Raw genomic sequence first — 24138 nt, forward strand, 5'->3', positions numbered from 1 at the left:
ACCTGTCAGGACGTATGAGTAAGAGAGGGTGAATCGGTAGCCGAATCGGCCGATGCCTCAGCGCTACCCCCGGTGTACCACTTGGGATAGTGCTCAGCCACGACCGGGCCGCCGGTGCTGAGCGCATGGCAGCCGTCCAGTTGGAATGGACGCCGGTTCGGGTTGTTTTCCTGCCGCCGGCGGTTGGCCATGGTCTGGACCGCCGCGGTGGGAAGCACCTGCGACAGCTCGGTCATGTGAGTACAGCCCTCCACGTGCCCGAACCGCTCCTTGACCTGTCGGCGAAACCCCTTGAGCAGGTTCATGCCGACCAAATCAGTGTAAGCCGGTTCGATGGCCATGCAATGCGCGCCGTAAGGCGCGGCGTCATAGACGGCCTGCGCGGCCACGATCTCGAAATTCGCGTCGATGGTGATGCGCAGGTGCATGTGGTGGATGGGCTGCCCGGCCTTGAACATCTCGCCGTCGCGCTTGGGGAAATCGTACGCCTTGACGTCGATCAGTTCGGCTTCCAGATCCCACAGACCGTCGTCGCGCGCGTACGACTGCACGCGTATGGAACGCGTGTGCAGGGGCTGGCGAGGGTAATCCGGCGGTGGCAAGGGCATGCTGGGGCCTGCGAGGCAAAAATGGCCTGCGCATGGTGCGCGGCAACAAAACCTTGAAAGTATAGCGCAGGCGGCTATGACTCCCCCAGAAACCAGCCGCCCGGCAGGGTTGCCCCCGCCGGGCGGTCCGACGCTCCCGAAAATAGGGGACGCTGGTGCGGTCAGGCCGCCTGGCGCAGCGCGCGCGCGGCCTGCACCATGCCGATGAGCGCGGCCTCGGTTTCGGGCCAGGCGCGCGTCTTCAGGCCGCAGTCCGGATTGACCCACAGGCGTTCCTTGGGCAGGCGCGCCGCGGCCTTCTCCATCAGGCCGACCATCCAGTCCACCTCGGGCACGTTGGGCGAATGGATGTCGTACACGCCTGGGCCGATGTCGTTCGGATAGCGGAAGTCCTCGAAGGCCTTGAGCAGCTCCATGTTGGAGCGCGAGGTCTCGATGGTGATGACGTCGGCGTCCATCGCCGCGATGGATTCGATGATGTCGTTGAACTCCGAATAGCACATGTGGGTGTGAATCTGGGTTTCGTCGCGCACGCCGGCAGTGGACAGGCGGAAGCAGTCCACCGCCCAGTCCAGGTAGGCCTGCCAGTCGGCGCGGCGCAGCGGCAGGCCTTCACGGATGGCGGGCTCGTCGATCTGGATCACGCTGATGCCGGCGGCCTCCAGGTCGACCACTTCGTCGCGCAGCGCCAGCGCCAGCTGGCGGCAGGTCTGCTCGCGCGGCTGGTCGTCGCGCACGAAGGACCATTGCAGGATGGTGACCGGGCCGGTCAGCATGCCCTTGACCGGCTTGTCGGTCAGCGACTGCGCGTACGACGACCAGCCCACGGTCATGGGCGCCGGGCGGGCCACGTCGCCGAAGATGATGGGCGGCTTGACGCAGCGCGAGCCGTAGCTTTGGACCCAGCCGTTCCTGGTGAACGCGAAGCCGGCCAGCAGTTCGCCGAAGTATTCCACCATGTCGTTGCGCTCGGGCTCGCCGTGCACCAGCACGTCCAGGCCCACTTTTTCCTGGAAGCGGATGACTTCCTCGATCTCCTTGCGGATGGCGTTTTCGTAGGCCGAGTCGGTCAGCGCGCCGGCCTTCCAGTCGCGCCGCAGGGCGCGGATTTCGGCGGTCTGCGGGAACGAGCCGATGGTCGTGGTCGGATAGGCCGGCAGGCCCAGTTGTTCCTGCTGGCGGGCGATGCGGCCGGCGAACGGCGCGCGCTCGCGCGACACCTCGGCGGCGGCGGCCATGCGCCGGGCGACCGCCGGGTTGTGGATGCGGGCCGAGGCGCGGCGCGCGGCCAGCGCGGCGCGCTGGCTGGCCAGGGCTTCCTGCACGGCCGCGGCTTCGCCGCCGTCCAGCGCACGGCCCAGCAGGCTCAGCTCGTCCAGTTTCTGGGCGGCGAAGGACAGCCAGCTCTTGAGTTCGGCGTCCAGTTCGGTTTCATGCGCCAGATCCACCGGCACGTGCAGCAGCGAGCACGACGGCGCCAGCCACAGGCGTTCGCCCAGCTGCTGCCTGACCGGCGCCAGCGCGGCGATGGCGGCGTCCAGGTCGGTGCGCCAGATGTTGCGGCCGTTGATGACGCCGGCCGAGAGCACCTGGTCGCCGCGCAGGCCGGCGGCCACTTGCGCCAGCTGTTCGGGCGCGCGCACCAGATCCACGTGCAGGCCGGCCACGGGCAGGCCCAGCGCGGTGGCGAGATTGTCTTTCAGGCCGTCGAAATAGGTGGCGGCGAGCAGCTTGACCGGGCTGGCCGACAGCGCCGCGTAGGCCGCGCCGAAAGCGTCGCGCCAGGCTTGCGGCAGGTCCAGCGCCAGGATGGGCTCGTCGATCTGCACCCATTGCACGCCCAGCCGGGCGAAGCGCGCCAGCACCTCCTGGTAGACGGGCAGCAGCGCGGCCAGCAGCTGCAGCTTGCGCTCGTCGGCCGCGCCTTCGGCGTAGGCGTCGCCCTTGCCCAGGTACAGCCAGGTCAGCGGGCCCGGGATCACCGGCTTGACGGCATGGCCCAGCGCCTGGGCTTCCTGGATCTGCTCGAACAGCGATTCGCGGGCGATGCGGAAGGTCTGGCCGGGGACCAGTTCCGGCACGATGTAGTGGTAGTTGGTGTCGAACCACTTGGTCATTTCGCAGGCGGCGGCGGGCTTGCCCGACGGCGCGCGTCCGCGGCCCATGCGGAACAGCGTGTCCAGCGAAACCGGTTCACCGTCCTTCTGGCCGAAGCGCGCGGGCACGGCGCCCAGCAGCGCGGTCCATTCCAGGATCTGGTCGTACCAGGCGAAATCGCCCACGGGCAGGAAGGCCAGGCCGCTGTCGGCCTGCAGCTGCCAGTGTCGGGCGCGCAGCTCGCGGCCGGTCTGTTCGAGTTCGGCGGCGCTTTGCTTGCCCGCCCAATAGGTCTCGACGGCGCGTTTGAGTTCGCGCTGGGCGCCGATGCGGGGGAACCCCAAATTATGAATGATAGTCATGGCAATACCGTCGGATAACAAATTTTGTTCAAGTGACGGTTATTCTGAGGCCAAACCAATATGAGTCAAAATCAATCTCTACATTCATAACATGAGGAAATCTCATAAAATATGCGCTTATTCCATTTGCCTGTATTCCCATGCTCGAAATCCGCCACCTGGAAACGCTGACGGCCATCCGCGAAGGCGGCAGCCTGCAAGAGGCCGCCGAACGCCTGCACCTGACCCAATCGGCCCTGTCGCACCAGTTGCGCGACCTCGAAACCCGACTGGGCACGCCGCTGTTGAACCGCCGCACCCGGCCGGCCCGGCTGACCACGGCCGGGCTGCGGGTGCTGGCGCTGGCCGACGAGGTGCTGCCCCGCATCCGCGCCACCGAGCGCGAGCTGCAGCGGCTGGCGGCCGGCCGCAGTGGGCGGCTGCACCTGGCCATCGACTGCCATTCCTGCTTTCAGTGGCTGATGCCGGCGCTGGACGCGTTCCGCGTGCAGTGGCCGGACGTGGCGCTGGACCTGTCGGCCGCGTTTTCGTTCGCGCCGCTGCCCGCGCTGGTGCGCGGCGACCTCGACCTGGTCATCACCTCGGACCCGCAGCCGCTGGAAGCCGTGCAATACCTGCCGCTGTTCAAGTACGAGCTGGTGCTGGCGGTCTCGGACTCCAATCCGTTGTCGGGCAGCAAGTTCGTGCTGCCCGAGCAGCTGGCCGACCAGACCCTCATCACCTATCCGGTGGACCGGCAACGCCTGGACGTCTTCACGGCCTTTCTCGACCCGGCCGACGTGGAGCCCGCGGCCGTGCGCAAGGCGGAGCTGACGCCCATTATCGCGCAGTTGGTGGCCAGCAACCGCGGCGTGGCCGCCCTGCCCAACTGGGCGCTGACCGAATACATGAACCAGGGGTGGCTGCGCCTGTGCCGGCTGGGGCCGCAAGGCGTATGGCGCACGCTCTACGCCACGGTGCGCAGCGAGGACACGGACGCGTCGTACATCGATGAATTCCTGACCATCACGCGCGACGTGTGCTTCAGGACGCTGTCCGGGATCAAGTCGGCGAAATAGCCGGCCGGCTCAGTCCTCGTCGCCTTCGCCGAGGATGCGGCGGATCACGTCGTGCGCGAAGCCGCGGCTGGCCAGAAAACGCGCCTGCTTGGCGTAGGCCGCGCGGTCTTGCGGCCGGGCCTGGAAACGCTTTTTCCAGACTTCCAGGGCGCGCTCGTATTCGGTGGCGCGCAGCTGGTCGCGCAGTTCGGCGACCTGGTTGTCGTCCACCCCATGCTGGCGCAGTTCCTGGACGATGCGCGCCGTGCCCTGGCGCGCCGCGCGCCGGTGGACCAGGCCCTGCGCAAAGCGTTCGTTGGACAGCCAGCCTTCTTTTTCGAGGGAATCGAGCACGGCCTCGACCTCGGCCGGGTCCTCGGCATGGGCGGCCAGCTTGCGGGCCAGTTCGCCGCGCGCGTGCTCGCGCCGCGACAGATAGCCCACGGCGCGCATCTTCAGCGACGGCCCCTTGCGGGCGGCCGGCTTGGCGTCGTCTTCGGCATCCTGCGCCTGCTCCCGCCGGGCGTCCGAAGTCCGGCGCAGGCCCTCGGGCCTGGCGACGGTTTCGAATTCGTCATCGAGCCTGGCGCGTAGGCGGTCGGCTGAGGTGGGCGGCGGTTTCCAGCTCATGCGTTTCCTGCTTGCCATGAATGACGGCAGGCCCGTGCTGGCGCCTGCCGCGAGTCTGTGGGCCGGATCGGCGGCGGGCAGGACCCGCCGGCCGACGGCTTACTCGGCCGTGTCTTCGGCCGTGGGCACGAATTCGGCCGCGCGGCTCACGATGCCCTGGTTCTCGCGCACGCGGTTCTCGATCTCGATGGCCAGTTCCTTGTGCTCTTTCAGGTATTCGCGGACGTTGTCCTTGCCCTGGCCGATGCGGTTGCCGTTGTAGCTGTACCAGGCGCCGGACTTGTCCACCACGTTGGCGGCCACGCCCAGGTCGATGATTTCGCCCTCGCGCGAGATGCCCGCGCCGTACATGATGTCGAACTCGGCCTGCTTGAACGGCGGCGCGACCTTGTTCTTGACGACCTTGACGCGGGTTTCGTTGCCGACGACTTCGTCGCCCTTCTTGATCGAGCCGATGCGGCGGATGTCCAGGCGCACCGAGGAGTAGAACTTGAGCGCGTTGCCGCCGGTGGTGGTTTCGGGGTTGCCGAACATCACGCCGATCTTCATGCGGATCTGGTTGATGAAGATGACCATGCAGTTGGTCTTCTTGATGGTGGCGGTCAGCTTGCGCAGCGCCTGGCTCATCAGGCGCGCCTGCAGGCCGGGCAGCGAATCGCCCATTTCGCCTTCGATTTCGGCCTTGGGCACCAGGGCCGCCACCGAGTCGACGACGATGAGGTCGACCGAACCCGAGCGCACCAGCGCGTCGGTGATTTCCAGCGCCTGTTCGCCGGTGTCCGGCTGCGAGATCAGCAGGTCGGACAGGTTCACGCCCAGCTTGGCGGCGTACTGCACGTCGAGCGCGTGTTCGGCGTCGACGAAGGCGCAGGTGCCGCCGAGCTTCTGCATTTCAGCCACGACCTGCAGCGTCAGCGTGGTCTTGCCGGAGGATTCCGGACCGTAGATCTCGACCACGCGCCCGCGCGGCAGGCCGCCGACGCCCAGCGCGATGTCCAGCCCGAGCGAGCCCGTGGAAACCACCTGGATGTCGTGCGATACCTCGTTGTCGCCGTAGCGCATGATCGAGCCCTTGCCGAACTGCTTTTCGATCTGCGAAAGCGCGGCGGCAAGCGCCTTGGCCTTTTCCGAAGCGGCGGCCTTGGTGGTTTTGTCGTCCATGTAAAGTCCTGTCTGTAGTCCCGTCTGTGACGTGGTCTGTAACGTATGTTGTAGCGGGGTGATGCTGGTTCGGCGGGATTGCGGGTTTTGCCGCGGAGCTAGATTATGGCATCGGATTGTACTGTACAAAAAAACAGTGTGCCACTGTTTTGCACGTATACCCTGAGTGGCAAGCCGCAAGCCATATGCCAGAATCCCAGGCGAGCCCGGCGTTTCGTCCCCGCAGCGCCGGACCGTGTTTCTTCTACTGTAGCCCATGCGTATCCTGATCGCCGAAGACGACAGCATCCTGGCCGACGGCCTGTCCCGCTCGCTGCGCCACAACGGCTACGCCGTGGATGCCGTGCGCGACGGGCTGGCGGCCGACTCGGCGCTGGCGGCCCAGGCTTTCGACCTGCTCATCCTGGATCTCGGCCTGCCGCAGCTGGCCGGGCTGGAAGTGCTGCGCCGGCTGCGCGCCCGCAACTCCGCCCTGCCCGTGCTCATCCTGACCGCCGCCGACAGCATCGAGCAGCGCGTCAAGGGCCTGGACCTGGGCGCCGACGACTACATGGCCAAGCCCTTCGCGCTGTCCGAGCTCGAGGCCCGCGTGCGCGCGCTGACCCGCCGCGGCGCCGGCGGCGGCGCGACGCTGCTCAAGCACGGCCGGCTGTTGTTCGACCAGACCGGCCGCGTGGCCATGGTGGACGACCAGACGCTGGACCTGTCGGCGCGCGAAGTCAGCCTGCTCGAAATCCTGCTGACCCGCAGCGGCCGCATGGTCAGCAAGACCCAGCTCGTCGACCATCTCTGCGAATGGGGCGAAGAAGTCAGCACCAACGCCATCGAGGTCTATGTGCACCGCCTGCGCAAGAAGCTCGAGCCCAGCGGCGTGAAGATCGTGACCGTGCGCGGGCTGGGCTATTGTCTTGAGCGGGACCAGGGTGCGGCCTACCTCGCCAGCTGATCCCGCGCATCCGGAAGCGCTCAATCAGGAAGCACTGGATGTCATGCAGGCCGGGTCCAAGGGCCCGAGCTTCGCGCCGCCCCAGCGCTCGCTGCTGGGCGAGATCCTGGACTGGATGCTGGCGCCGCTCTTCCTGCTGTGGCCGATGAGCGTGGCGATCACCTACGTGGTGGCGCAGAACATCGCCAACGTGCCCTACGACCGCGCGCTGGCCAACAATCTCTACGTGCTGACCCGGCAGGTCCATGCGCAGGACGGGCGCGCCGTGCTGCGCATGTCGGACGCCGCGCGCGAAGTGCTGCACGCCGACGAGACCGAAAGCGTGTTCTGGCTGGCCCTGGGCAGCCGCGGCGAATACCTGGGCGGCGACCGCGCCCTGCCCCTGCCGTCCAGCGTGGGCCAGCCCCAGCCCGGCCAGGTGCAATACGAGGACGCCACCCTGCGCGGCTTCGGCATCCGGCTGGCGTTCACCTGGGTGGACCTGCATCTGCCGAATACGCAGCCGGCGCTGCTGATCGCCGCCGAGACCGTCGAAAAGCGCACCCAGCTGGCCAACGACATCATCAAGGGCGTGATCATTCCGCAGTTCGTGGTGCTGCCGGTGGCGGTGCTGCTGGTGTGGTTCGGGCTGTCGCGCGGCGTGGCCCCGCTGAACGCGCTGCAGCAGCGGCTGCGCGCGCGCCGGCCGGACGATCTTTCCCCCATCGACGAGCGTGCCGCGCCGTCCGAGATCGCGCCCCTGGTGGCGGCCATGAACGACCTGCTGGACCGGCTCTCGTCCAACGTGCAGGCGCAGCGCCGCTTCGTCGCCGACGCCGCGCACCAGTTGAAGACGCCGCTGGCCGGCCTGCGCACGCAGGCGGAACTGGCCCTGCGCGACGCCAGCCCGGAAGAAATGCAGTCTAGCCTGCGCCAGCTGGTGACCGGTTCGGAACGCGCCACCCGCCTGGTGAACCAGTTGCTGCTGCTGGCCCGCGCCGAGAATCCCAGCGCCATCGGCATGGCGCGCACCGACCTCAACGCCATCGCCTACGAGCAGGCCATGCACTGGGTGCCGCAGGCGCTGTCGCTCAGCACCGACCTGGGTTTCGAAGGCGCCGACGCGCCGGTCGAAATCAACGGCAATCCCCTGCTGCTGGCCGAGCTGCTCAACAACCTGGTGGACAACGCGCTGCGCTACACGCCTCGTGGCGGCCACATCACGGTGCGGGTGCAGTCGCTGCGCGGCCATGCCGTACTGGAGGTGGAGGACTCCGGCCCGGGCATCCCGCCCGAGGAACGCGAGCGCGTGTTCGACCGCTTCTACCGCGTGCTGGGCACCCTGTCCGACGGCAGCGGCCTGGGCCTGGCCATCGTGCGCGAGATCGCGCAGAAGCACCAGGCCAGCGTCGAGATCCATGACCATCCGACGGCGCATTCCTCCCTGCCCGGCATGCGCGTGCGCGTGATTTTCCCGTCCTATGACGACTCGCCGGAGCCGCTGGACAGCTAGGAATATCCCTAGCGCCCCCCGCGGCAGAATCATTTTGTTTCAATTTTAAGATCCAAGTAAGGGTTCCGTCAGAACCCCGTCAGCCTCGCCCCCCAATGTTGCACATAGCTCTCGATGTCGGTGCCGCCGGCGGAGGGCAATGCACGGCGGACCACCGCCGGCAACAAAAACGAGGAGACATCATGAGCACAACAACCATGGCAGGCCGCGGCCCTTCCGCGGGTCCGCGCCCAATGACCAAGGATGAGCGCCGCGTCATCTTTGCGTCGTCGCTGGGCACGGTTTTCGAGTGGTACGACTTCTACCTGTACGGCTCGCTGGCGGCCATCATCGCGCAGCACTTCTTCTCCGGCGTGAACCCCACCGCGGGCTTCATCTTCGCGCTGCTGGCCTTCGCGGCGGGTTTCGCCGTGCGGCCTTTCGGCGCGCTGGTGTTCGGCCGCCTGGGCGACCTAGTCGGACGTAAATACACCTTCCTGGTCACCATCGTGATCATGGGCCTGTCGACCTTCCTGGTCGGCGTGCTGCCCAGCTACGCCAGCATCGGCATCGCCGCCCCGGCCATCCTGATCGGCCTGCGCCTGCTGCAGGGCCTGGCGCTGGGCGGCGAGTACGGCGGCGCGGCGACCTATGTCGCCGAACACGCGCCGCACGGCCGCCGCGGTTTCTACACCTCGTGGATCCAGACCACCGCGACGCTGGGCCTGTTCCTGTCGCTGCTGGTCATCCTGGGCATCCGCACGTTCATGGGCGAAGACGATTTCAAGGCCTGGGGCTGGCGCATTCCGTTCCTGATCTCGGTGATCCTGCTGGGCATCTCGGTGTGGATCCGCCTGCAGCTCAACGAATCGCCGACCTTCAAGCGCATGAAGGAAGAAGGCAAGGGCTCCAAGGCGCCGATCGCCGAATCGTTCGGCCAATGGAAGAACCTGAAGGTCGTGATCCTGGCGCTGCTGGGCCTGACCGCCGGCCAGGCCGTGGTCTGGTACACCGGCCAGTTCTACGCCCTGTTCTTCCTGACGCAGACCCTGAAGATCGACGCCAACACGGCCAACATCATGATCGCGATCGCGCTGCTGATCGCCACGCCGTTCTTCGTGATCTTCGGCGCGCTGTCGGACAGGATCGGCCGCAAGCCCATCATCATGGCCGGCTGCCTGATCGCCGCCGTCACCTACTTCCCGATCTTCCAGGGCCTGACCCACTTCGCCAACCCCGCGCTGGAAAAGGCCCAGGCCTCGGCCCCGGTCACCGTGATCGCCGATCCGGCCACGTGCTCGTTCCAGTTCAACCCGGTGGGCACTTCGTCCTTCACCAGCTCGTGCGACGTGGTCAAGTCGTTCATGGCCCGGAACTCCGTGAACTACGAGAACCAGTCCGCGCCGGCCGGCTCGGTCGCCAAGGTCAAGATCGGCAATGACGAGTTCACCTCGTTCGACGGCAAGGCCCTGCCGCCGGCCGAATTCAAGGCCAAGGCCGCCGAACTCGACAAGGCGCTGACCACCGCGATCCGCGACCACGGCTATCCGGCCAAGGCCGATCCGGCCCAGACCAACAAGGTCATGGTGGTGGTGCTGCTGACCATCCTGGTGATCTACGTGACCATGGTGTACGGCCCGATCGCCGCGATGCTGGTGGAGATGTTCCCGACCCGCATCCGCTACACCTCGATGAGCCTGCCCTACCATATCGGCAACGGCTGGTTCGGCGGCTTCCTGCCCCCGGTGGCCTTCGCGGTGGTCGCGGCGACCGGCAACATCTATGACGGCCTGTGGTACCCGATCATCATCGCCGTCATGACGCTGGTCATCGGCACCCTGTTCATCCGCGAAACCAAGGATAACGACATCAACGCCTGAACCTTCCATCCCCCGCCGGACGGGACTGCTGCGCCCGCCCGGCCTTTAGAAGCTCCTCCTTAACAGGGAGCTTTTTTTTTGGCCGCAGATTCAGGACCATGTCAGACCGGCGCCATTAGACTGGGCGCTCAGATTACGGTCTTGCGCAAGATCGACCGACGATTGATCCCCCTGTCGGGCGATTGCAGGGCCAGTGTTCTGACACCGATGCCGCGTTCCCCGCGAGCCTTTTATGACGCGGCATCGTGTGCTCCCGTACCGGCCCGGCCTTTATTGAGCCGGGCCGCTTTTTTTTGTTCCGGGCGTACGCAAGCGACAATGGCGGCCCGCAAGGGGCCGCCATTTCAAGGCCGGCATGCCGGCCGCCCGCGCCTGCCGGAATCAGCGGCGCATGCCCACGCCGAGCGCCACCACGCCCGCCACGATGGCGGCGATGCCGGCCCAGGCGGGAATCGGCACCGACTTCTCGGTCTCGGCCGTGGCCTTGACCGATCCGATCTGCAGCACGGTCTCTTCGGATTTGTAATTGAAGCCCTTGTAAGCCAGGGCGGCGATGCCCAGGGCGATCAGGATGACGCCAACGATCTTCATTTGTTATCTCCAGTGCGACGTTGCTGCCGCGGACATTAGCGCATAGCCCGGCGGCTGTCAGTGACAGAAGGTGTCGCATCGCGCTTCCGTATTGCAGCGCTTCGGCAAAGCCTGCGCGTCGTATAGAATCACCCCTTTTGGCCGACGCTCATGTGGTTCAAGAATCTCAAGATTTATCGCCTCTCCTCGCCGTGGACGCTGATCGGCGAGCCGCTTGAAGAAACGCTGGCGCGGCACGCCTACCAGAGCGGCAACAACCTGGAAATGCAAAGCCTGGGCTGGGTGCCTCCGCGTGAAAACGGCGGCCTGGCCCACGTGGTCAACGGCCAGATCCTGCTCAGCCTGCGCGCCGAAAAGAAGCTGCTGCCCGGCACCGTGGTCAACCAGGTCGCCAAGGCCCGCGCCCAGGAAATCGAAGAGCAGCAAGGCTACAAGCCGGGCCGCAAGCAGATGAAGGAAATCAAGGAGCGCGTCACCGACGAGCTTCTGCCGCGCGCCTTCAGCGTGTACCGCGACACCCGCGTGTGGATCGACACGCAGAACCATTGGCTGGTGATCGACGCCGCGGCCTCGGCCAAGGCCGACGAAGTCATCGGCCTGCTCGCCAAGACCGTCGATCCGTTCCCGCTGGAGAACCTGTACGTGGCCCAGTCGCCCGCCTCGGCCATGACCGGCTGGCTGGCCGAAGACGAAGCCCCCGTCAATTTCTCCATCGACCAGGACACCGAGCTGCGCTCCTCGGGCGAAAGCGGCGCGGCCATCCGCTACGTCAAGCACTCCATCGACGCCGACGACGTGCGCCGCCACATCCAGTCCGGCAAGCAGTGCACCCGTCTAGCCATGACCTGGGCCGACCGCATCTCCTTCGTGCTGACCGAAGGCCTGGACATCAAGCGCGTCGCGCCGCTGGACGTGCTGAAGGAAGGCAACGAAGGCATGGCCGCCAACGACGACGAGAAGTTCGATTCCGACATGATGCTGATGACGGGCGAACTGGCCAAGATGATGGCCGAGCTGGTCGACGCGCTGGGCGGCGAAAAGAAGGTCTGAAACGCGCGCCGGCCCGGGCCGGCGCCCATCCTACGCAGCCTCGCTGCGGTCCCGCCCGGCCTGCTTGGCCCGGTACAGCGCCTTGTCGGCGCGATCGATCAGATACGCGTAATCGGGGTGGCCATCGAACGTGGCCACGCCGATGCTGGCCGTGATCCGCAGCGGGCCGGCCTCGGCCACGCTGAATTCCTGGCGGCGGACCTCCGCGCCCAGTTTCTGCGCCGTGGCCAGGGCGGCTTCGCGTCCCGCGTCCACCAGCACGATGAGGAATTCCTCGCCGCCATAGCGGAACACGAAGTCGCTGGAGCGGCACGACTGATGCAGCACCTGGGCGAACTGGCGCAGCACCTGGTCGCCCCCGGCGTGGCCGTGCTGGTCGTTGATGGCCTTGAAATGGTCGATGTCCAAAAGCAGCACCGAGAACTCGGTGCGCTGGCGCTGCGCGATCGAGATTTCGCGGCTGACCACCGAAGGCAGGAAACGCCGGTTCAGCACGTTGGTCAGCGGGTCGCTGCCGCTCTCGATCTCGGCCACCATGTCGAACAGGCCGTTGAGCAGGTGCTTGATGCGCGCCACCAGCTCCTGCAGTTCACGCACGTGGTCCGTCATCGACGCGGCCGCGCCGTCCATCAGCCGCGGCAGCACGTCGCGATCCAGTTGCGCGACGGCCTCGGTGATCTGCTGCAGGGCCGGCGCGCTTTCGAACATCGCCGCCCCCTTGTGCTGCAGCCACAGCCCGAATTCGGAGGCGGCCAGGCGCGGCAGCGCCTGGCCCGGCGCGCGATAGTGCAGGCCGATCAGCACGGCCTGGCTCCATTCCAGCAGCGCGGCGCGCTGGCGTTCGCGTTCGGTGGAAATGTTCTGCCCCAGCGCGAACAGCCGGTAGGCTTCGTCGTTGCGCGCGCCGCGGCTGACGTCGCGCATGAACGCGCGGCTCATCTGCTCGACCGCCAGGTCGAACAGATTGCATACGTATTGCGTGGCCACGGAGGCCGCCAGGCCGTCCAGGTCACTGGCGCGCAGGCGCTGCGCGATCTCGTTCTTGAGGATGCGCGCGCCCACCATCACCAGGTGCATGGGAATGTGGACGCGGGCGTGCACCTCGCCCACCTTCTTCTGGGTGGCCATCAGGGCGCCGATGTCGCCCTGCCCGCGCACGCACAGCAGGCCCTTGAGCCAGTGCGTCATGCCGCTGTGCAGGCGCGTGGCCACGATGTCGTGGGACAGGCGCGGGCCGGCTTCGTTGTCGGCCAGCAGCACGGAATAGAAGGTATCGACCAGTTGCGGCAGGCTGTCGCCCACCACCGCGGCGACCTGGCCACGGGTATAGGCGTCGACCGACTGGTAGACCGCCACCCAGGCCGCTTCGTGCGACGCGCTGAGGTAGCAAGCCTGGGCAGGCATGGCCTCGGATCGATCCGGAGAAGACGGAATGCCGAAGCTGCTGATAGACATGAATAATCCCCCCGAGGGCTAAGGCGTGCCCCGGGAGCAGAATGCGACACGCGGCAGACAAAAACCAGCGCGGATTATGCTTCAAATCGCGGCGGCCCGGCCGACTGCCCGACCGTGCCGCAGGACTATTTCACCGGTCGGGGATCAATCCAGGCCGTGGAAAGTCGAATCGTCCGGCCCGACATGCGAGGGATGGCGCCACGTCACGTCGCGCATCGAGTGCTGCACCAGGCCTTCCACGCCCAGCAGCACCGCGAAGATCGCCATGCGGATGGGAATGCCGTTGTCGGTCTGGCGGAAGATCGCCAGGCGCGGATCGTGGTTGAGGTCCACGCTCAGGTCGTTGGCGCCCGGGCGGCTGTCGCGCGGCAGCGGGTGCATGACGATGGTCTCGGGGCTGCAATAGGCGTCGATGATGGCGCGGTTGATCTGGAAGTCGGGCGTGTAGCCTTCGTTCTCTTCGTTGGCGAAGCGCTCTTTCTGCACGCGCGTCGCGTAGATCACGTCGGCGCCGGCCAGGCCTTCGGCCAGCGAGCTCTTCTGCTCGATCATGTTGCCGTTGCGGCTGGCCTGCTCGATGATGTAGGCCGGCATTTCCAGGCCCTTGGGCGAGATCAGCGAGAACTTCACGTTCTTGTACAGCGCCATCAGCTTGATCAGCGAATGCACGGTGCGGCCGTACTTCAGGTCGCCGACCATCGCGATGTGGGCGCCGTCGAGCAGCTTGCCCAGGCGCGAGAACTCGGTGAGGATCGTGTACAGGTCGAGCAGGGCCTGGCTGGGGTGTTCGCCCGGGCCGTCGCCGCCGTTGACCACCGGAATGTTGGTGGCGCGCGCGAACTCGGCGACCGAGCCCTGCTCCGGATGGCGGATGACCATCGCGTCGACGTAGCCGCTCATGACGCGGCTGGTGTCGTAAATGGATTCGCCCTTGGCCATGGACGAGAAGGTGAAGCCGGTGGTGTCGCACACCGAGCCGCCCAGGCGGCAGAACGCCGAACCGAAGCTGACGCGGGTGCGCGTGCTGGCCTCGAAGAACAGGTTGCCCAGCACGGCGCCCTCGAGCACGCGCGAGACTTTCTGGCGACGCGCGATGGGCTGCATCATGTCGGCCACGCGGAACAGGTCCTCGACCGATTCGCGGGTGAACTGGTCCACCGACAGCAGCTGGTGCTTGCCTTCCACCGCGATACGGTCACGCAGAGGCCCTTCTTGTACGCTTTGCGTATATTTTTCCAGCAAGACCCCGTTCTGCACGATTTCCGTGACGAAGCGCTGCACCACTTCCGGCATGGCGCGGAATTCCTGCGAGCCCTCGGGCAGCAGCCAGGTATCCAGGGCGCGGCGCTTGACGCCGATGCGGGTGGCGAAAACGTCGCGCGTGAGGTTCAGGCGCCGCATGGCGTCACGCAGGAAGGCTTGCTGGGAAATGGTCATGACGGGCCCCGAGACAGAGGATTTATATACGCAACGCGCATATTATTCTCAACACAAACTCAAGTCCAACACTTTTGCGCACACGGGTAAACCCCGATGCAGTCGGCTCAGCGCGGGCTCAGCGCCGCCGTCATCTGCGGAGGGTCCACCACCGCCTGCGCGGCCGCCACCCAGCACGCGGCGCAGAAGGCCAGCGCGCTGAGCAGGTAGCAGAACATGGCCAGAAGCTGCGCGGGCAGATGGGCCCGCGTCAGATGTCCGGTGTAGCCTTGGCGCAACAGGCTGACCTGCGCGAGGTAGGCGAACAACAGGCCCAGGCAACTGGCCAGCAGGCCGCCGAGCAGCAGTTCCAGCGGCAGTTGCAGGTCGGGCGCGGCGACCTCGCCGCCCACGATGCCCAGCAGAAAGGCCGTCACCACCAGCGCCGCCCCGCCGTTGAGCCAGCCCAGGAAGCGGAACGCCCCGGCCAGCAGGGAGAACGACATGGCGCTTGCGCGGATCTGCTGGGAACGGGCGTCCATGGTCGCTCAGCCTTGGCGGCAGACGGGCGTTGCGCTCTGGATCGAGGCCTTGGCGGCGGCAAGCTCCGCCTGGTCCCAGCGGTCCTCGCCCAGCACGGTGACGGTCACCTTGGAGGTGGAAGGCGTGTCGGTCTCGGCGGTAATCAGCTCCAGCACCTTGGCAGGCTCCGTCACCTTATAGAGCTGCACCTCGTCCGGCGCGCCCTTTTCGCCCTTCACGCTGCGCCAGGCATAGGCGACGTTGTAGGCGTGCTGCACCTGGACGTGGCAGACGCGCACGTATTCGCCGGCGCGGCGAAACGCCGCCTCGTAGTTGGTATTGACGACGAAGGTCTCCTTCAATACGGCATCGGACTCGTAGACCCCCCTGCTTGCGCAGCCGGCCAACAAGGCCGCGACCGCCACTCCCACCCACACAGACTTGCGCATGACACTTCCCGCTCAGAGATAGATTCGGATTGCAAGATTATGCCCCAGCCATTCCCGCTTCCAGGGGCCGCCCGGCGGCGAAAAAAAAACCGCGCGTGAAATGCTGGGCATTTCACGCACGGCCTCTGGCCAAAGCGCGGCTGACGCTGGCGGCGCTACTTGGTAGCGGCGCCTTCGATCTTTTCGCCGCCGCGCTGGATGTCCTTGCCAGCGCCCGCGACCGTGTTGCAGCCCGCCGATAGCGCGGCGATCGAAAGCAGCATGACGAGAAAGACTTTGTTTTTCATGAACATCTCCTGTCGGGCTTGGAAGGCGAAATCAGCATACCGCAAAGTCCCCAATTTGCGCATCACCTTGTGGACGGGCCGCTTTGCGCGGGCGCAACGCCGCGCCTGTCGCGAAATTGCCGGCAATGGATTAGCATTCGCAAATGATCAAGAAACATGTATCGCAGCGTCCCGGTTCCTCCCCGCAAGGCTGGGGCTGGGAACAGCCCGAATGCCGTGGACAGGCGGCTTTGGCGCTGTTCATCGACGATCTGCACCGGATCCTGCAGGCTCACGCCGCCGGCAAGCTCGCTTCCAGCGGCACGCTGGACGACGCCCAGCGCGACGTGGACGAACTGCTGGTCCGGTACAACGAAATCGGCGCGGCGCCGGATATTTTTCTCGGACAGACTGTCGAACTCAAGGAAGGCGTGGACCGCAACGGGGTATCCCATACGGTACCTATTTTTTCGGCACGCCTGAAACAATCATTGGTATCCATGCTGGGACAGGCGGGATGAACGCCCGCACGCCGGTCCAGGCAGGCTCAGAATCAAAACAGCCGTAGCAGGCAGGAGACGCAGAATGAACACGGACAATGTCGTAGAGTTTCTCCGGCTGCTGTCGCTGGATGTGACGCTGGGCGCCGCCGCCCAGCACGCCGCCAGCCAGGCCGACGCCCCCCAGGCGCTGGCCCGCCTGGCCACCGCGCATGGCCTGCCGTGCAGCGCGGAAGACTGGTCCTGTTTTGCTCGCAACTGCCTGGGCGTTCCGCAACACGACGATGCCGAATCCGAGAGCGACGACGCCGCCATCTGGCAACTAGTGCAGGACCCTGCCCAGGGCAGCCGCATTCAGACCCAGTCCGTCACCCGGGTGATCGGCATCATCACGCAGCCCGAGGGCGGCCCGCCCGTGGTGGGCCATGTGGTCGGCGACCTCGCGCCGCGCGCGCCGGCCGGCATGGCGTCCTCGCCCTCCCGGTCCTGATCCTCAGCCGGCCGCGGGCCGGCTTTCCTCCAGATACGCCACGACGCCGTCCGCCGCGACGGCGCCGCTGGCCATGCACGCCGTCAGCAGATAGCCGCCGGTGGGCGCTTCCCAATCCAGCATCTCGCCCGCGCAGAACACGCCGGGCGCCGCCCGCAGCATCAGCGCGGGCGTCAGCGCCTCGAACGCCACGCCGCCGGCGGTGCTGATGGCCTCGTCGATGGGACGGGCGCGCGCCAGCCGCAGCGGCAAGGCCTTGATGCGCAGGGCGAGCCGGGCCGGATCGCGGAAGTCCTCGGCCGCCGCGCATTCGCGCAGCAGGCCCGCCTTGACGCCCTTGAGCCCGAGCCGGCTTTGCAGGTGGCTGGACATGGACCGCGCGCCGCGCGGATGCGTCACCGCGGCCGTCACTTTTTCCTGCGGCCAGTCGGGCAGCAGGTCGAGGATGGCGCGGGCCTCGCCCCCGGCCTCGATACGGTCCCGCAGGGGCGCCGACAAGGCGTAGACCAGGCTGCCTTCGATGCCGGTCTCGGAAATGACGAATTCGCCCTGCCGGAACGGGCCGCGGCCGGTCGCCGTCTCGCAGGCCATGGCCACGGATTTGACGGGCTGGCCGGCGTTGCGCTCGCGGAAGTGATCCGACCACGCCACGTCGAAGCCGCAGTTGGCCGGCCGCAGCGGCGCGGTCTGCACGCCGTGGGACTGCAGCCCCGCCATCCACGCGCCGTCCGATCCCAGCCTGGCCCAGCTGCCGCCGCCCAGCGCCAGCACCACGGCGTCGGCGGCATAGGCCTGCTCGCCGGCGGGCGTATCGAAGCGCAGCGCGCCGGCCGACGGCGACGCGCCCGGCGGCCAGCCCAGCCAGCGGTGCCGCATGTGCAGCCGCACCCCGCTGGCGCGCAGCCGAGCGAGCCAGGCCCGCAGCAGCGGCGCCGCTTTCATTTCCTCTGGAAAAACACGGCCCGACGAGCCCACGAAAGTCTGGATGCCGAGCCCGTGGGCCCAGTCGCGCAGGCCGTCGGCGTCCAGCGCCGCCAGCCACGGCGCCACCTGTTGCGCGCGCGCGCCGTAGCGGGCCAGGAACGGGCCGGCCGGCTCGCTATGGGTCAGGTTCAGGCCGCCGCGCCCGGCCATCAGGAACTTGCGCCCGACCGAAGGCATCGCGTCGAACACGTCCACCTGCACCGCGTGCGCGCTCAAGCATTCGGCGGCCATCAGGCCCGCCGGACCGCCGCCGATGACGGCGACGCGCCGGGCGGCCGGCGCCGCCGGATCGTCCGTGTGCGGCGCGCTCATGGCGCAAGCGCCTTCAGGCCGGCGAAACGGACGGACATGGCACGGTGCATGGGAGAGAAACCGGAAGAGAATGCGGCGCGCGCCGCGGGCCAGGATTGTCGCACAGCCCTGCCCGGACGCAATAAACGCCCCTCAGGGCGTTTATTGAGCGCAAGCGCCAAGTCGTTGTAATGGCAGGGAAAAGCCGACATGCACAAGGGCTATCCCAAGGCTTGTCCACAATCATTGTGGGCAACTTCGCCGCCCTGCCCTGCCGAGAACTAGTTGCGGACGGCCGCCAGCATCGGCCCCGGCCAGGGTTCGGCGTCGAGCTGGAAGCGCAGCTCCTGGTACTCGCCGTCCACCGAGACCGACGGCAGCAGCCCGGCGTCCAGCGCCTGGCCCAGCGCGCGCCGGCACAGGGTTTCGGGATCGTCCGGCAGCGACTGGAACACGCCGTCCGGGATGCGCAGCCGCAGCAGCGCCTGGGGATCGCCGCTCTCGGCCGGACGGCCGATATGGATATGGGCGGGATAGCCGTGGGGGCACCAGATTCCCACGTGGTACTTGCCTTCGGCGCCGGTGTCGGCGACGTAGCCGGGATGATCGTATTTCGCGGTTCCCATGGACCCTCCTCGAATGCGGCAACCTAGCACGCGTGACCCATCGTAGCGCAGGGCCGCCCCGGTGTGCGGCCCCGGCGCATCCGGGAAAGCCCGGGCCGGCGCAAACCTTGACGCCGGACAAGTCCGCGGGCCGGACCTACAGCGCCACCCTGGGATCGAATCTGCCGGCGAAGCCGAGGTCCACGCAGAAGGTCGCGCCCGCCTCGGGCGAGGCCCGCAGCTGCGCATCGTCCAGCCCGGCGCGGGCGCTGGTGACCAGCATCCTGCGCGCGTCGGCGCCGATGAAGGCGGGGCAGCTGACCTGGGCCGCGCCCAGCTCGATGCTGCCCACCGGCCGGCCGTCGGGCGCGAAGCCGGCGACCCGGCCGGCGCCCCACAGGGCGATCCAGATGGCGCCGGCGGCGTCGGTCACGGCGCCGTCTGGGCCGCCGTCCAGCCCGCTCAGAAACGGTTCCGCCGCGCCCTGCGGCAGGCCGGTGGCGGGATCGGTCGCGACCCGGAAGACGACGCCGCGCGCGGTGTCGGCGAAATAGGCGATGCGCCCGTCCGGCGCAAAGCAGATGGCGTTGGGGATCGTTACCCCGTCGCGCAGCCGTTGCAGCCGCCCCCGGTAGTAGTGGTAGATGCTGCCGGCGCCGGGTTCCGCCTGCCAGCCCATGGTGCTGATCCAGAAGGCCCCGCAGGGGTGCACGCGCGCGTCGTTCGAGCGGGTGGCGGGGTTGTCGGCCTCAAGCGGCCGATGCAGGTCCAGCGCGCCGGAAACCGGATCGCGCAGGTACAGCCCGTTCTCGGCCAGCAGCAGCTGGCGGGCGCCGTCCTCGGTGATGGCCATGGCGCTGGCCGCCAGCGGCAGCCCGGCCACCTGCGTGGCGCCGCCGCAGCCCCGGCCGGCGTCAGCGCGCGTATACAGCCTGCGGCCCACGATGTCGAACCACCAGGCCAGCCCGCTGGCCGGGTCGTAGCCCGGCCCTTCGCCCAGTTCCAGGCGGTAGTCGTCCAGTACGGTCATTGCGCCTCCTGCCTGCTCCTATTTCGGACCGATTGCTTTGACACTGCAAGCCCTGCTGCCTCTAATGAATCGCAGTCTGTTCATCATGTCTATTGCCTTGATTTATATGATGAATCCACCCGGTTTTCATACAGGACGGCCCGCGTGCAGTCCAGCACGGAAGGAGAAAAATCATGCGTTTCCTGAAGCAGGCGCTGCTGGTCGCCGCGCTGGCGCTCGTTCCCCTGGCGGGAGTCGGCGCGGCCCAGGCCGGCAACGTGAAGATCGGATTCATCGTCAAGCAGCCCGAGGAACCGTGGTTCCAGGACGAATGGAAATTTGCCGACCAGGCGGCCGCCGAAAAAGGCTTCGAACTGGTCAAGATCGGCGCCGCCGACGGCGAGAAGCTCATGGCCGCGATCGACAACCTCGGCGCGCAGGGCGTGCAGGGCTTCATCGTCTGCACCCCGGACGTGAAGCTGGGCCCGGGCCTGGTCGCCAAGGCGCGGGCCAACGAGATGAAGATGATGACGGTCGATGACCGGCTGGTCGACGCCGCGGGCGCGCCGCTCGCATCGGTGCCGCACATGGGCATCTCGGCCACCCGGATCGGCGAGACCGTCGGCCACGCGATCATGGCCGAGATCAAGCGGCGCGGCTGGGACATCGCCCAGGCCGGCGCCATCCGCGTGTCCTACGACCAGCTGCCCACCGCCACCGACCGCGTCGAGGGCGCCATCTCGATCCTGAAGGCCGGCGGCTTCCCCCAGGCGTCCATCTTCGATGCGCCGCAGGCCAAGACCGACACCGAAGCGGCGCTCAACGCCGCCACCACGGTGCTCAACGCCCATCCCGGCATCAAGCGCTGGGTCGCCTTCGGCCTGAACGACGAGGCCGCGCTGGGCGCCGTGCGCGCCACCGAAAGCGTGGGCATCCCGCCGGAAAACGTCATCGCCGTGGGCATCGGCGGCGCGGAATCGGCGATCAACGAATTCAAGAAGCCCAAGCCCACCGGCTTCGCCGGCACGGTCATCATCTCGCCGCGGCGCCACGGCTACGAAACGGCGCTGAACATGTACGAATGGATCGCCAGCGGCGCGGCTCCCGAGCCGCTGATCCTGACCTCGGGCACGCTGGCGGCCCGCAACGATTACCAGCAGGTCCGCAAGAACCTGGGGATCGAATGATCCTGCCGGCCGGGGCGGTGAGCCGGCATCGCCCGCATCCGGGAGCAACCATGGCCTATCTCGAATTCACCGGCGTCAGCAAAAGCTATCCGGGCGTCAAGGCGCTGTCGGACGTGAGCTTCGGCGTCGAAAAAGGCGCGGTGCACGGCCTGATGGGCGAGAACGGGGCCGGCAAGTCCACGCTCATCAAGATCCTGTCGGGCGATCTGCAGGCTGACGCGGGCGGCATCGCCATCGACGGGAAAGCGCAGCAATACGCCTCGACCGGCGACGCCTTCGACAACGGCGTGATCGTCATCCACCAGGAACTGCAGCTGGTTCCCGAACTGACCGTGGCCGAGAACCTCACGCTGGGGCGGTTTCCGGCAAGGGCTGGCGTGATCTCGCGGCGGCGCATGATCGACACGGTCGCGGCCCGGCTCGACTCCGCCGGCATCGACATCGACCCGCGCCGCCGGATCAAGCAGCTGTCCATCGGCGAGCGCCAGATGGTCGAGATCGCCAAGGCGGTCATGCTGGACGCCCGCGTGATCGCGCTGGACGAACCCACTTCCTCGCTGTCCTCGCGCGAAAGCGAGGTGCTGTTCGCGATGATCGAGAGCCTGCGCGCGCAGGGCAAGGTGATTCTCTATGTCTCGCACCGGATGGACGAGATCTTCCGGCTGTGCAGCAGCATGACCGTGCTGCGCGACGGCCGGCTCGCCGCCCACCATCCCGACATGGAAGGGCTGACGCGCGAGCGGATCGTGGCCGAAATGGTGGGACGCGAGATCAGCGACATCTGGGGCTACCGGCCGCGCGCGCAGGGCGCCGTCCGGCTGCGGGTGCAGGGCCTGTCGGGCGAGCGGCTCAAGGCGCCGGCCAGCTTCGAGGTGCGCGCCGGCGAAATCCTCGGCTTCTTCGGCCTGATCGGCGCCGGCCGCTCCGAACTCATGCGCCTGATCTACGGCGCCGATGCGCGCCACGGCGGCACCATCGCGCTGGACGGAACGCCGGTCGAGGCCGATACGCCGCACGGCATGATCCGCGCCGGCCTGGCGCTGTGCACCGAGGACCGCAAGCATGACGGCATCATCCAGGGCCGTTCGATCGCCGAGAACATCAACATCTCGTCGCGGCGGCACAGCGCGCGCCTCGGCGTGCTCGACCGCGCCAGGGAGATCGCGGCCGCCGAAACCCATATCCGCAAGCTGCGCGTGCGCACGCCTTCGCGCCATCAGGACATCGTCAACCTGTCGGGCGGCAACCAGCAAAAGGTCATCCTGGGGCGCTGGCTGTCGGAACAGGGCATCCGCGTGCTCATCATCGACGAACCCACGCGCGGCATAGACGTGGGCGCCAAATCCGAAATCTACGAACTGCTCTACCAACTGGCCGAGGATGGCATGGCGATCGTCGTCGTCTCGTCGGAACTGCCCGAGGTGATGGGCATCTGCGACCGGCTGATGGTGATGTGCGAAGGCCGCATCGACGCCGAGCTGACGCGCGGCGATTTCCTCGAGCGCCGGATTCTTGCCGCGGCCCTGCCCGACCGGGCCGGGCCGCCGCTTCCTACTCGTGGCGAACTCCCCCGATGAAAAAACTGCTGTTGGGCGAACAGGGCTTGCTGGTCATCTTCGTATTGGCTTTCGTCCTGGTGGCGATTTTCGTGCCGAACTTCCTGACCGGGCGCAACATGCTCGGGTTGTTGCAATCGGTGGTGACGGTGGGCATCGTTGCCTGCACCATGATGCTGTGCCTGGCGGCTCGGGACTTCGACCTGTCGGTGGGCTCCATCGTGGCGTTCACCGGCATGGTCGCGGTAATGGTCTCGAACGGCAGCGGCTCCATCCTGCTGGGCGCGGCGGCCGCGCTGGCCTGCGGCGCCATCGTCGGCTGGCTCAACGGCCTGGTGATCGCGAAGTTCCACATCAATGCGCTCATCACGACGCTGGCGACCATGCAGATCGTGCGCGGCCTGGCGCTGATCGCTTCGGAAGGCCGGGCGGTGGGCATCAACGACCCGGCCTTCTTCAACATCGCGCTGTCCAGGTTCCTGACCATCCCGACCCCGATCTGGGTGATGGCGGCGCTGTTCGCGATCTTCGGCTTCGTGCTGAACCGGACGGTGTTCGGCAAGAACGTGCTCGCCATCGGCGGCAACCCGGAAGCGTCGCGGCTGGCCGGCGTCAGGGTCGATCGCAGCCGCATCTGCATCTTCGCGCTGCAGGGGCTGGTCTGCGCCATCGCGGGCATCCTGCTGGCGTCGCGCATCACCTCGGGGCAACCCAACGCCGCGGTGGGGCTGGAGCTGGCGGTGATTTCGGCCTGCGTGCTGGGCGGCGTCTCGCTGGCCGGCGGCCGGGCGACGATGACCGGGGTGATCGTGGGGGTGATGATCATGGGCATCGCCGAAAACGCGATGAACCTGCTGAACATCCCGGCCTTCTACCAGTACATCGTGCGCGGCGTGATATTGCTGCTGGCGGTGTTCCTGGACAATCTGCGCTCGCGCGCACTGGGGCGGCGCTGAAGCGGGCGCAAAAACAAAAAAGCCGCGGCTCTTTCGAGTGCGGCTTTCTTGTTAAAACTGGTTGCGGGGGCAGGATTTGAACCTACGACCTTCGGGTTATGAGCCCGACGAGCTGCCAGACTGCTCCACCCCGCGTCTGATGTGTGAATCATACATCATTTTGAAATCTTGTGCAGCGCACCCAGCGAATTTTTTTGCTTTTGCGCCATCCGCGACCCCAAAAACGCGCTCGCCAGCCGCCATAGCCGGGCCGCCAGGCCGGGGCGATCCAGGCAGATCACTTCGGCCGCGTCGATGGCGGTGATGCGCGCCACGCCGCCATAGGCCAGGCCGTGGCCCTCGCCGGCGTGGAGCCTGGCCGACATGGCCAGAGGCAGGCCGTCCGGGGCCTGCGGGCCGGTGACCGGCTCGTCCACGCGCACGCTGCCGCTTACGCAGACCACGGTGGCGCAGGCGCGCAGCACCACCTGGCGGCTCGCGCCGGCGGCCAGCGACCAGCGGCTGGCCTGGATATCCGCAACGGAATTCGGGGTCATGGGCATCTCCTGTGACACCATGACAGGCTACGCGCCCGCTGCTATGCGCAACAGCCACACATCCCGGGTTTCTGTATCGAAGC

Annotated in this window: 24 protein-coding genes and 1 tRNA gene; 10 read left to right on the plus strand and 15 right to left on the minus strand. The window is 67.2% G+C overall.

Annotated elements, in window-relative coordinates; genetic code table 11:
- Positions 1-5: 5 nt before the first annotated feature.
- Together AC1M14_RS18820 and metE are read right to left on the minus strand one after the other, a co-directional pair.
- Entirely contained in the window at positions 6-608 is a 603-nt protein-coding gene (locus AC1M14_RS18820; RefSeq protein ID WP_102774752.1) for a DUF2889 domain-containing protein, read from the minus strand.
- 161 nt (positions 609-769) lie between these two features.
- A complete protein-coding gene (gene metE, locus AC1M14_RS18825) occupies positions 770-3067 on the minus strand; it encodes a 5-methyltetrahydropteroyltriglutamate--homocysteine S-methyltransferase (RefSeq protein WP_479730245.1) in 2298 nt (765 codons plus the stop codon).
- A gap of 140 nt (positions 3068-3207) precedes the next feature.
- On the opposite strand from metE, the gene AC1M14_RS18830 reads away from it, so the two are divergent.
- Positions 3208-4125 carry a LysR family transcriptional regulator gene (locus AC1M14_RS18830; protein WP_111827021.1) on the plus strand — a complete coding sequence of 306 codons (918 nt, stop codon included), beginning with the start codon at positions 3208-3210 and terminating at the stop codon, positions 4123-4125.
- A gap of 9 nt (positions 4126-4134) precedes the next feature.
- Here AC1M14_RS18830 and recX read toward each other — a convergent pair whose 3' ends face one another.
- Positions 4135-4734 carry a recombination regulator RecX gene (gene recX / locus AC1M14_RS18835; RefSeq protein WP_479730246.1) on the minus strand — a complete coding sequence of 200 codons (600 nt, stop codon included), beginning with the start codon at positions 4732-4734 and terminating at the stop codon, positions 4135-4137.
- 99 nt (positions 4735-4833) lie between these two features.
- Complete coding sequence (recA, locus tag AC1M14_RS18840) at positions 4834-5895, minus strand: recombinase RecA (protein ID WP_102774756.1); 1062 nt, start codon at positions 5893-5895, stop codon at positions 4834-4836.
- A gap of 256 nt (positions 5896-6151) precedes the next feature.
- Between recA and AC1M14_RS18845 the strand changes: the two genes are divergently transcribed.
- The 3 genes from AC1M14_RS18845 to AC1M14_RS18855 all read left to right on the plus strand — a co-directional run bounded on the left by AC1M14_RS18845 (position 6152) and on the right by AC1M14_RS18855 (position 10192).
- A complete protein-coding gene (locus AC1M14_RS18845; protein WP_062684519.1) occupies positions 6152-6841 on the plus strand; it encodes a response regulator transcription factor in 690 nt (229 codons plus the stop codon).
- Positions 6842-6956: 115 nt separating this feature from the next.
- On the plus strand, positions 6957-8333 hold the full coding sequence (locus AC1M14_RS18850) for a sensor histidine kinase (RefSeq protein ID WP_102774949.1): 1377 nt from the start codon (positions 6957-6959) through the stop codon (positions 8331-8333).
- Positions 8334-8530: 197 nt separating this feature from the next.
- Positions 8531-10192: an MFS transporter gene (locus AC1M14_RS18855; protein WP_479731820.1), complete on the plus strand. Its 1662-nt coding sequence runs from the start codon at positions 8531-8533 to the stop codon at positions 10190-10192.
- A 381-nt stretch (positions 10193-10573) separates the two neighbouring features.
- Here AC1M14_RS18855 and AC1M14_RS18860 read toward each other — a convergent pair whose 3' ends face one another.
- The gene (locus tag AC1M14_RS18860; RefSeq protein WP_102774758.1) at positions 10574-10783 is read right to left on the minus strand and encodes a hypothetical protein; all 210 of its coding nucleotides are present in this window, start codon (positions 10781-10783) and stop codon (positions 10574-10576) included.
- A gap of 150 nt (positions 10784-10933) precedes the next feature.
- Here AC1M14_RS18860 and AC1M14_RS18865 point away from each other — a divergent pair, with 150 nt between their 5' ends.
- Entirely contained in the window at positions 10934-11833 is a 900-nt protein-coding gene (locus AC1M14_RS18865) for a recombination-associated protein RdgC (protein WP_102774759.1), read from the plus strand.
- A 30-nt stretch (positions 11834-11863) separates the two neighbouring features.
- On the opposite strand, the gene AC1M14_RS18870 is transcribed toward AC1M14_RS18865, so the two are convergent.
- The 5 genes from AC1M14_RS18870 to AC1M14_RS18890 form a co-directional block, all read right to left on the minus strand.
- Positions 11864-13288 carry a diguanylate cyclase gene (locus AC1M14_RS18870; protein WP_479730247.1) on the minus strand — a complete coding sequence of 475 codons (1425 nt, stop codon included), beginning with the start codon at positions 13286-13288 and terminating at the stop codon, positions 11864-11866.
- Between the two features lie 144 nt (positions 13289-13432).
- Positions 13433-14725, minus strand: a complete 1293-nt coding sequence (locus tag AC1M14_RS18875; protein ID WP_479730248.1) for an aspartate carbamoyltransferase — start codon at positions 14723-14725, stop codon at positions 13433-13435.
- A 107-nt stretch (positions 14726-14832) separates the two neighbouring features.
- A complete protein-coding gene (locus AC1M14_RS18880) occupies positions 14833-15246 on the minus strand; it encodes a hypothetical protein (protein WP_102774762.1) in 414 nt (137 codons plus the stop codon).
- A 6-nt stretch (positions 15247-15252) separates the two neighbouring features.
- Complete coding sequence (locus AC1M14_RS18885; RefSeq protein WP_209166794.1) at positions 15253-15675, minus strand: BPTD_2524 family lipoprotein; 423 nt, start codon at positions 15673-15675, stop codon at positions 15253-15255.
- A 155-nt stretch (positions 15676-15830) separates the two neighbouring features.
- Positions 15831-15962: an entericidin A/B family lipoprotein gene (locus AC1M14_RS18890; protein ID WP_042792633.1), complete on the minus strand. Its 132-nt coding sequence runs from the start codon at positions 15960-15962 to the stop codon at positions 15831-15833.
- Between the two features lie 143 nt (positions 15963-16105).
- Here AC1M14_RS18890 and AC1M14_RS18895 point away from each other — a divergent pair, with 143 nt between their 5' ends.
- Together AC1M14_RS18895 and AC1M14_RS18900 are read left to right on the plus strand one after the other, a co-directional pair.
- Positions 16106-16462, plus strand: a complete 357-nt coding sequence (locus tag AC1M14_RS18895; RefSeq protein WP_102774764.1) for a hypothetical protein — start codon at positions 16106-16108, stop codon at positions 16460-16462.
- A 64-nt stretch (positions 16463-16526) separates the two neighbouring features.
- Positions 16527-16931: a hypothetical protein gene (locus AC1M14_RS18900; protein ID WP_102774765.1), complete on the plus strand. Its 405-nt coding sequence runs from the start codon at positions 16527-16529 to the stop codon at positions 16929-16931.
- Between the two features lie 3 nt (positions 16932-16934).
- On the opposite strand, the gene AC1M14_RS18905 is transcribed toward AC1M14_RS18900, so the two are convergent.
- The 3 genes from AC1M14_RS18905 to AC1M14_RS18915 all read right to left on the minus strand — a co-directional run bounded on the left by AC1M14_RS18905 (position 16935) and on the right by AC1M14_RS18915 (position 19841).
- Positions 16935-18227, minus strand: a complete 1293-nt coding sequence (locus AC1M14_RS18905; protein WP_479730249.1) for a TIGR03862 family flavoprotein — start codon at positions 18225-18227, stop codon at positions 16935-16937.
- A 260-nt stretch (positions 18228-18487) separates the two neighbouring features.
- Positions 18488-18832 (minus strand): hypothetical protein, encoded by a 345-nt coding sequence (locus tag AC1M14_RS18910; protein ID WP_102774767.1) that lies wholly within the window; start codon positions 18830-18832, stop codon positions 18488-18490.
- Between the two features lie 136 nt (positions 18833-18968).
- Positions 18969-19841 (minus strand): SMP-30/gluconolactonase/LRE family protein, encoded by an 873-nt coding sequence (locus AC1M14_RS18915; RefSeq protein ID WP_479730250.1) that lies wholly within the window; start codon positions 19839-19841, stop codon positions 18969-18971.
- 173 nt (positions 19842-20014) lie between these two features.
- On the opposite strand from AC1M14_RS18915, the gene AC1M14_RS18920 reads away from it, so the two are divergent.
- Genes AC1M14_RS18920 through araH form a run of 3 tightly spaced genes read left to right on the plus strand, consistent with a single transcriptional unit; the run spans position 20015 to position 23519 of the window.
- Positions 20015-21007 (plus strand): arabinose ABC transporter substrate-binding protein, encoded by a 993-nt coding sequence (locus AC1M14_RS18920; RefSeq protein ID WP_479730251.1) that lies wholly within the window; start codon positions 20015-20017, stop codon positions 21005-21007.
- Positions 21008-21057: 50 nt separating this feature from the next.
- A complete protein-coding gene (gene araG, locus AC1M14_RS18925) occupies positions 21058-22584 on the plus strand; it encodes an L-arabinose ABC transporter ATP-binding protein AraG (RefSeq protein ID WP_479730252.1) in 1527 nt (508 codons plus the stop codon).
- The gene (gene araH, locus AC1M14_RS18930) at positions 22581-23519 is read left to right on the plus strand and encodes an L-arabinose ABC transporter permease AraH (RefSeq protein WP_479730253.1); all 939 of its coding nucleotides are present in this window, start codon (positions 22581-22583) and stop codon (positions 23517-23519) included. The genes araG and araH overlap by 4 nt, the downstream gene beginning before the upstream one ends.
- Positions 23520-23577: 58 nt before the next feature.
- Here the strand turns inward: araH and AC1M14_RS18935 are convergent.
- Both AC1M14_RS18935 and AC1M14_RS18940 read right to left on the minus strand, forming a co-directional pair.
- Positions 23578-23654: transfer RNA gene (locus AC1M14_RS18935), tRNA-Met, on the minus strand.
- Positions 23655-23674: 20 nt separating this feature from the next.
- Positions 23675-24055, minus strand: a complete 381-nt coding sequence (locus AC1M14_RS18940) for a hypothetical protein (RefSeq protein WP_102774772.1) — start codon at positions 24053-24055, stop codon at positions 23675-23677.
- Positions 24056-24138: the final 83 nt, after the last annotated feature.

Source organism: Achromobacter sp. SX5 (genome assembly GCF_056711425.1).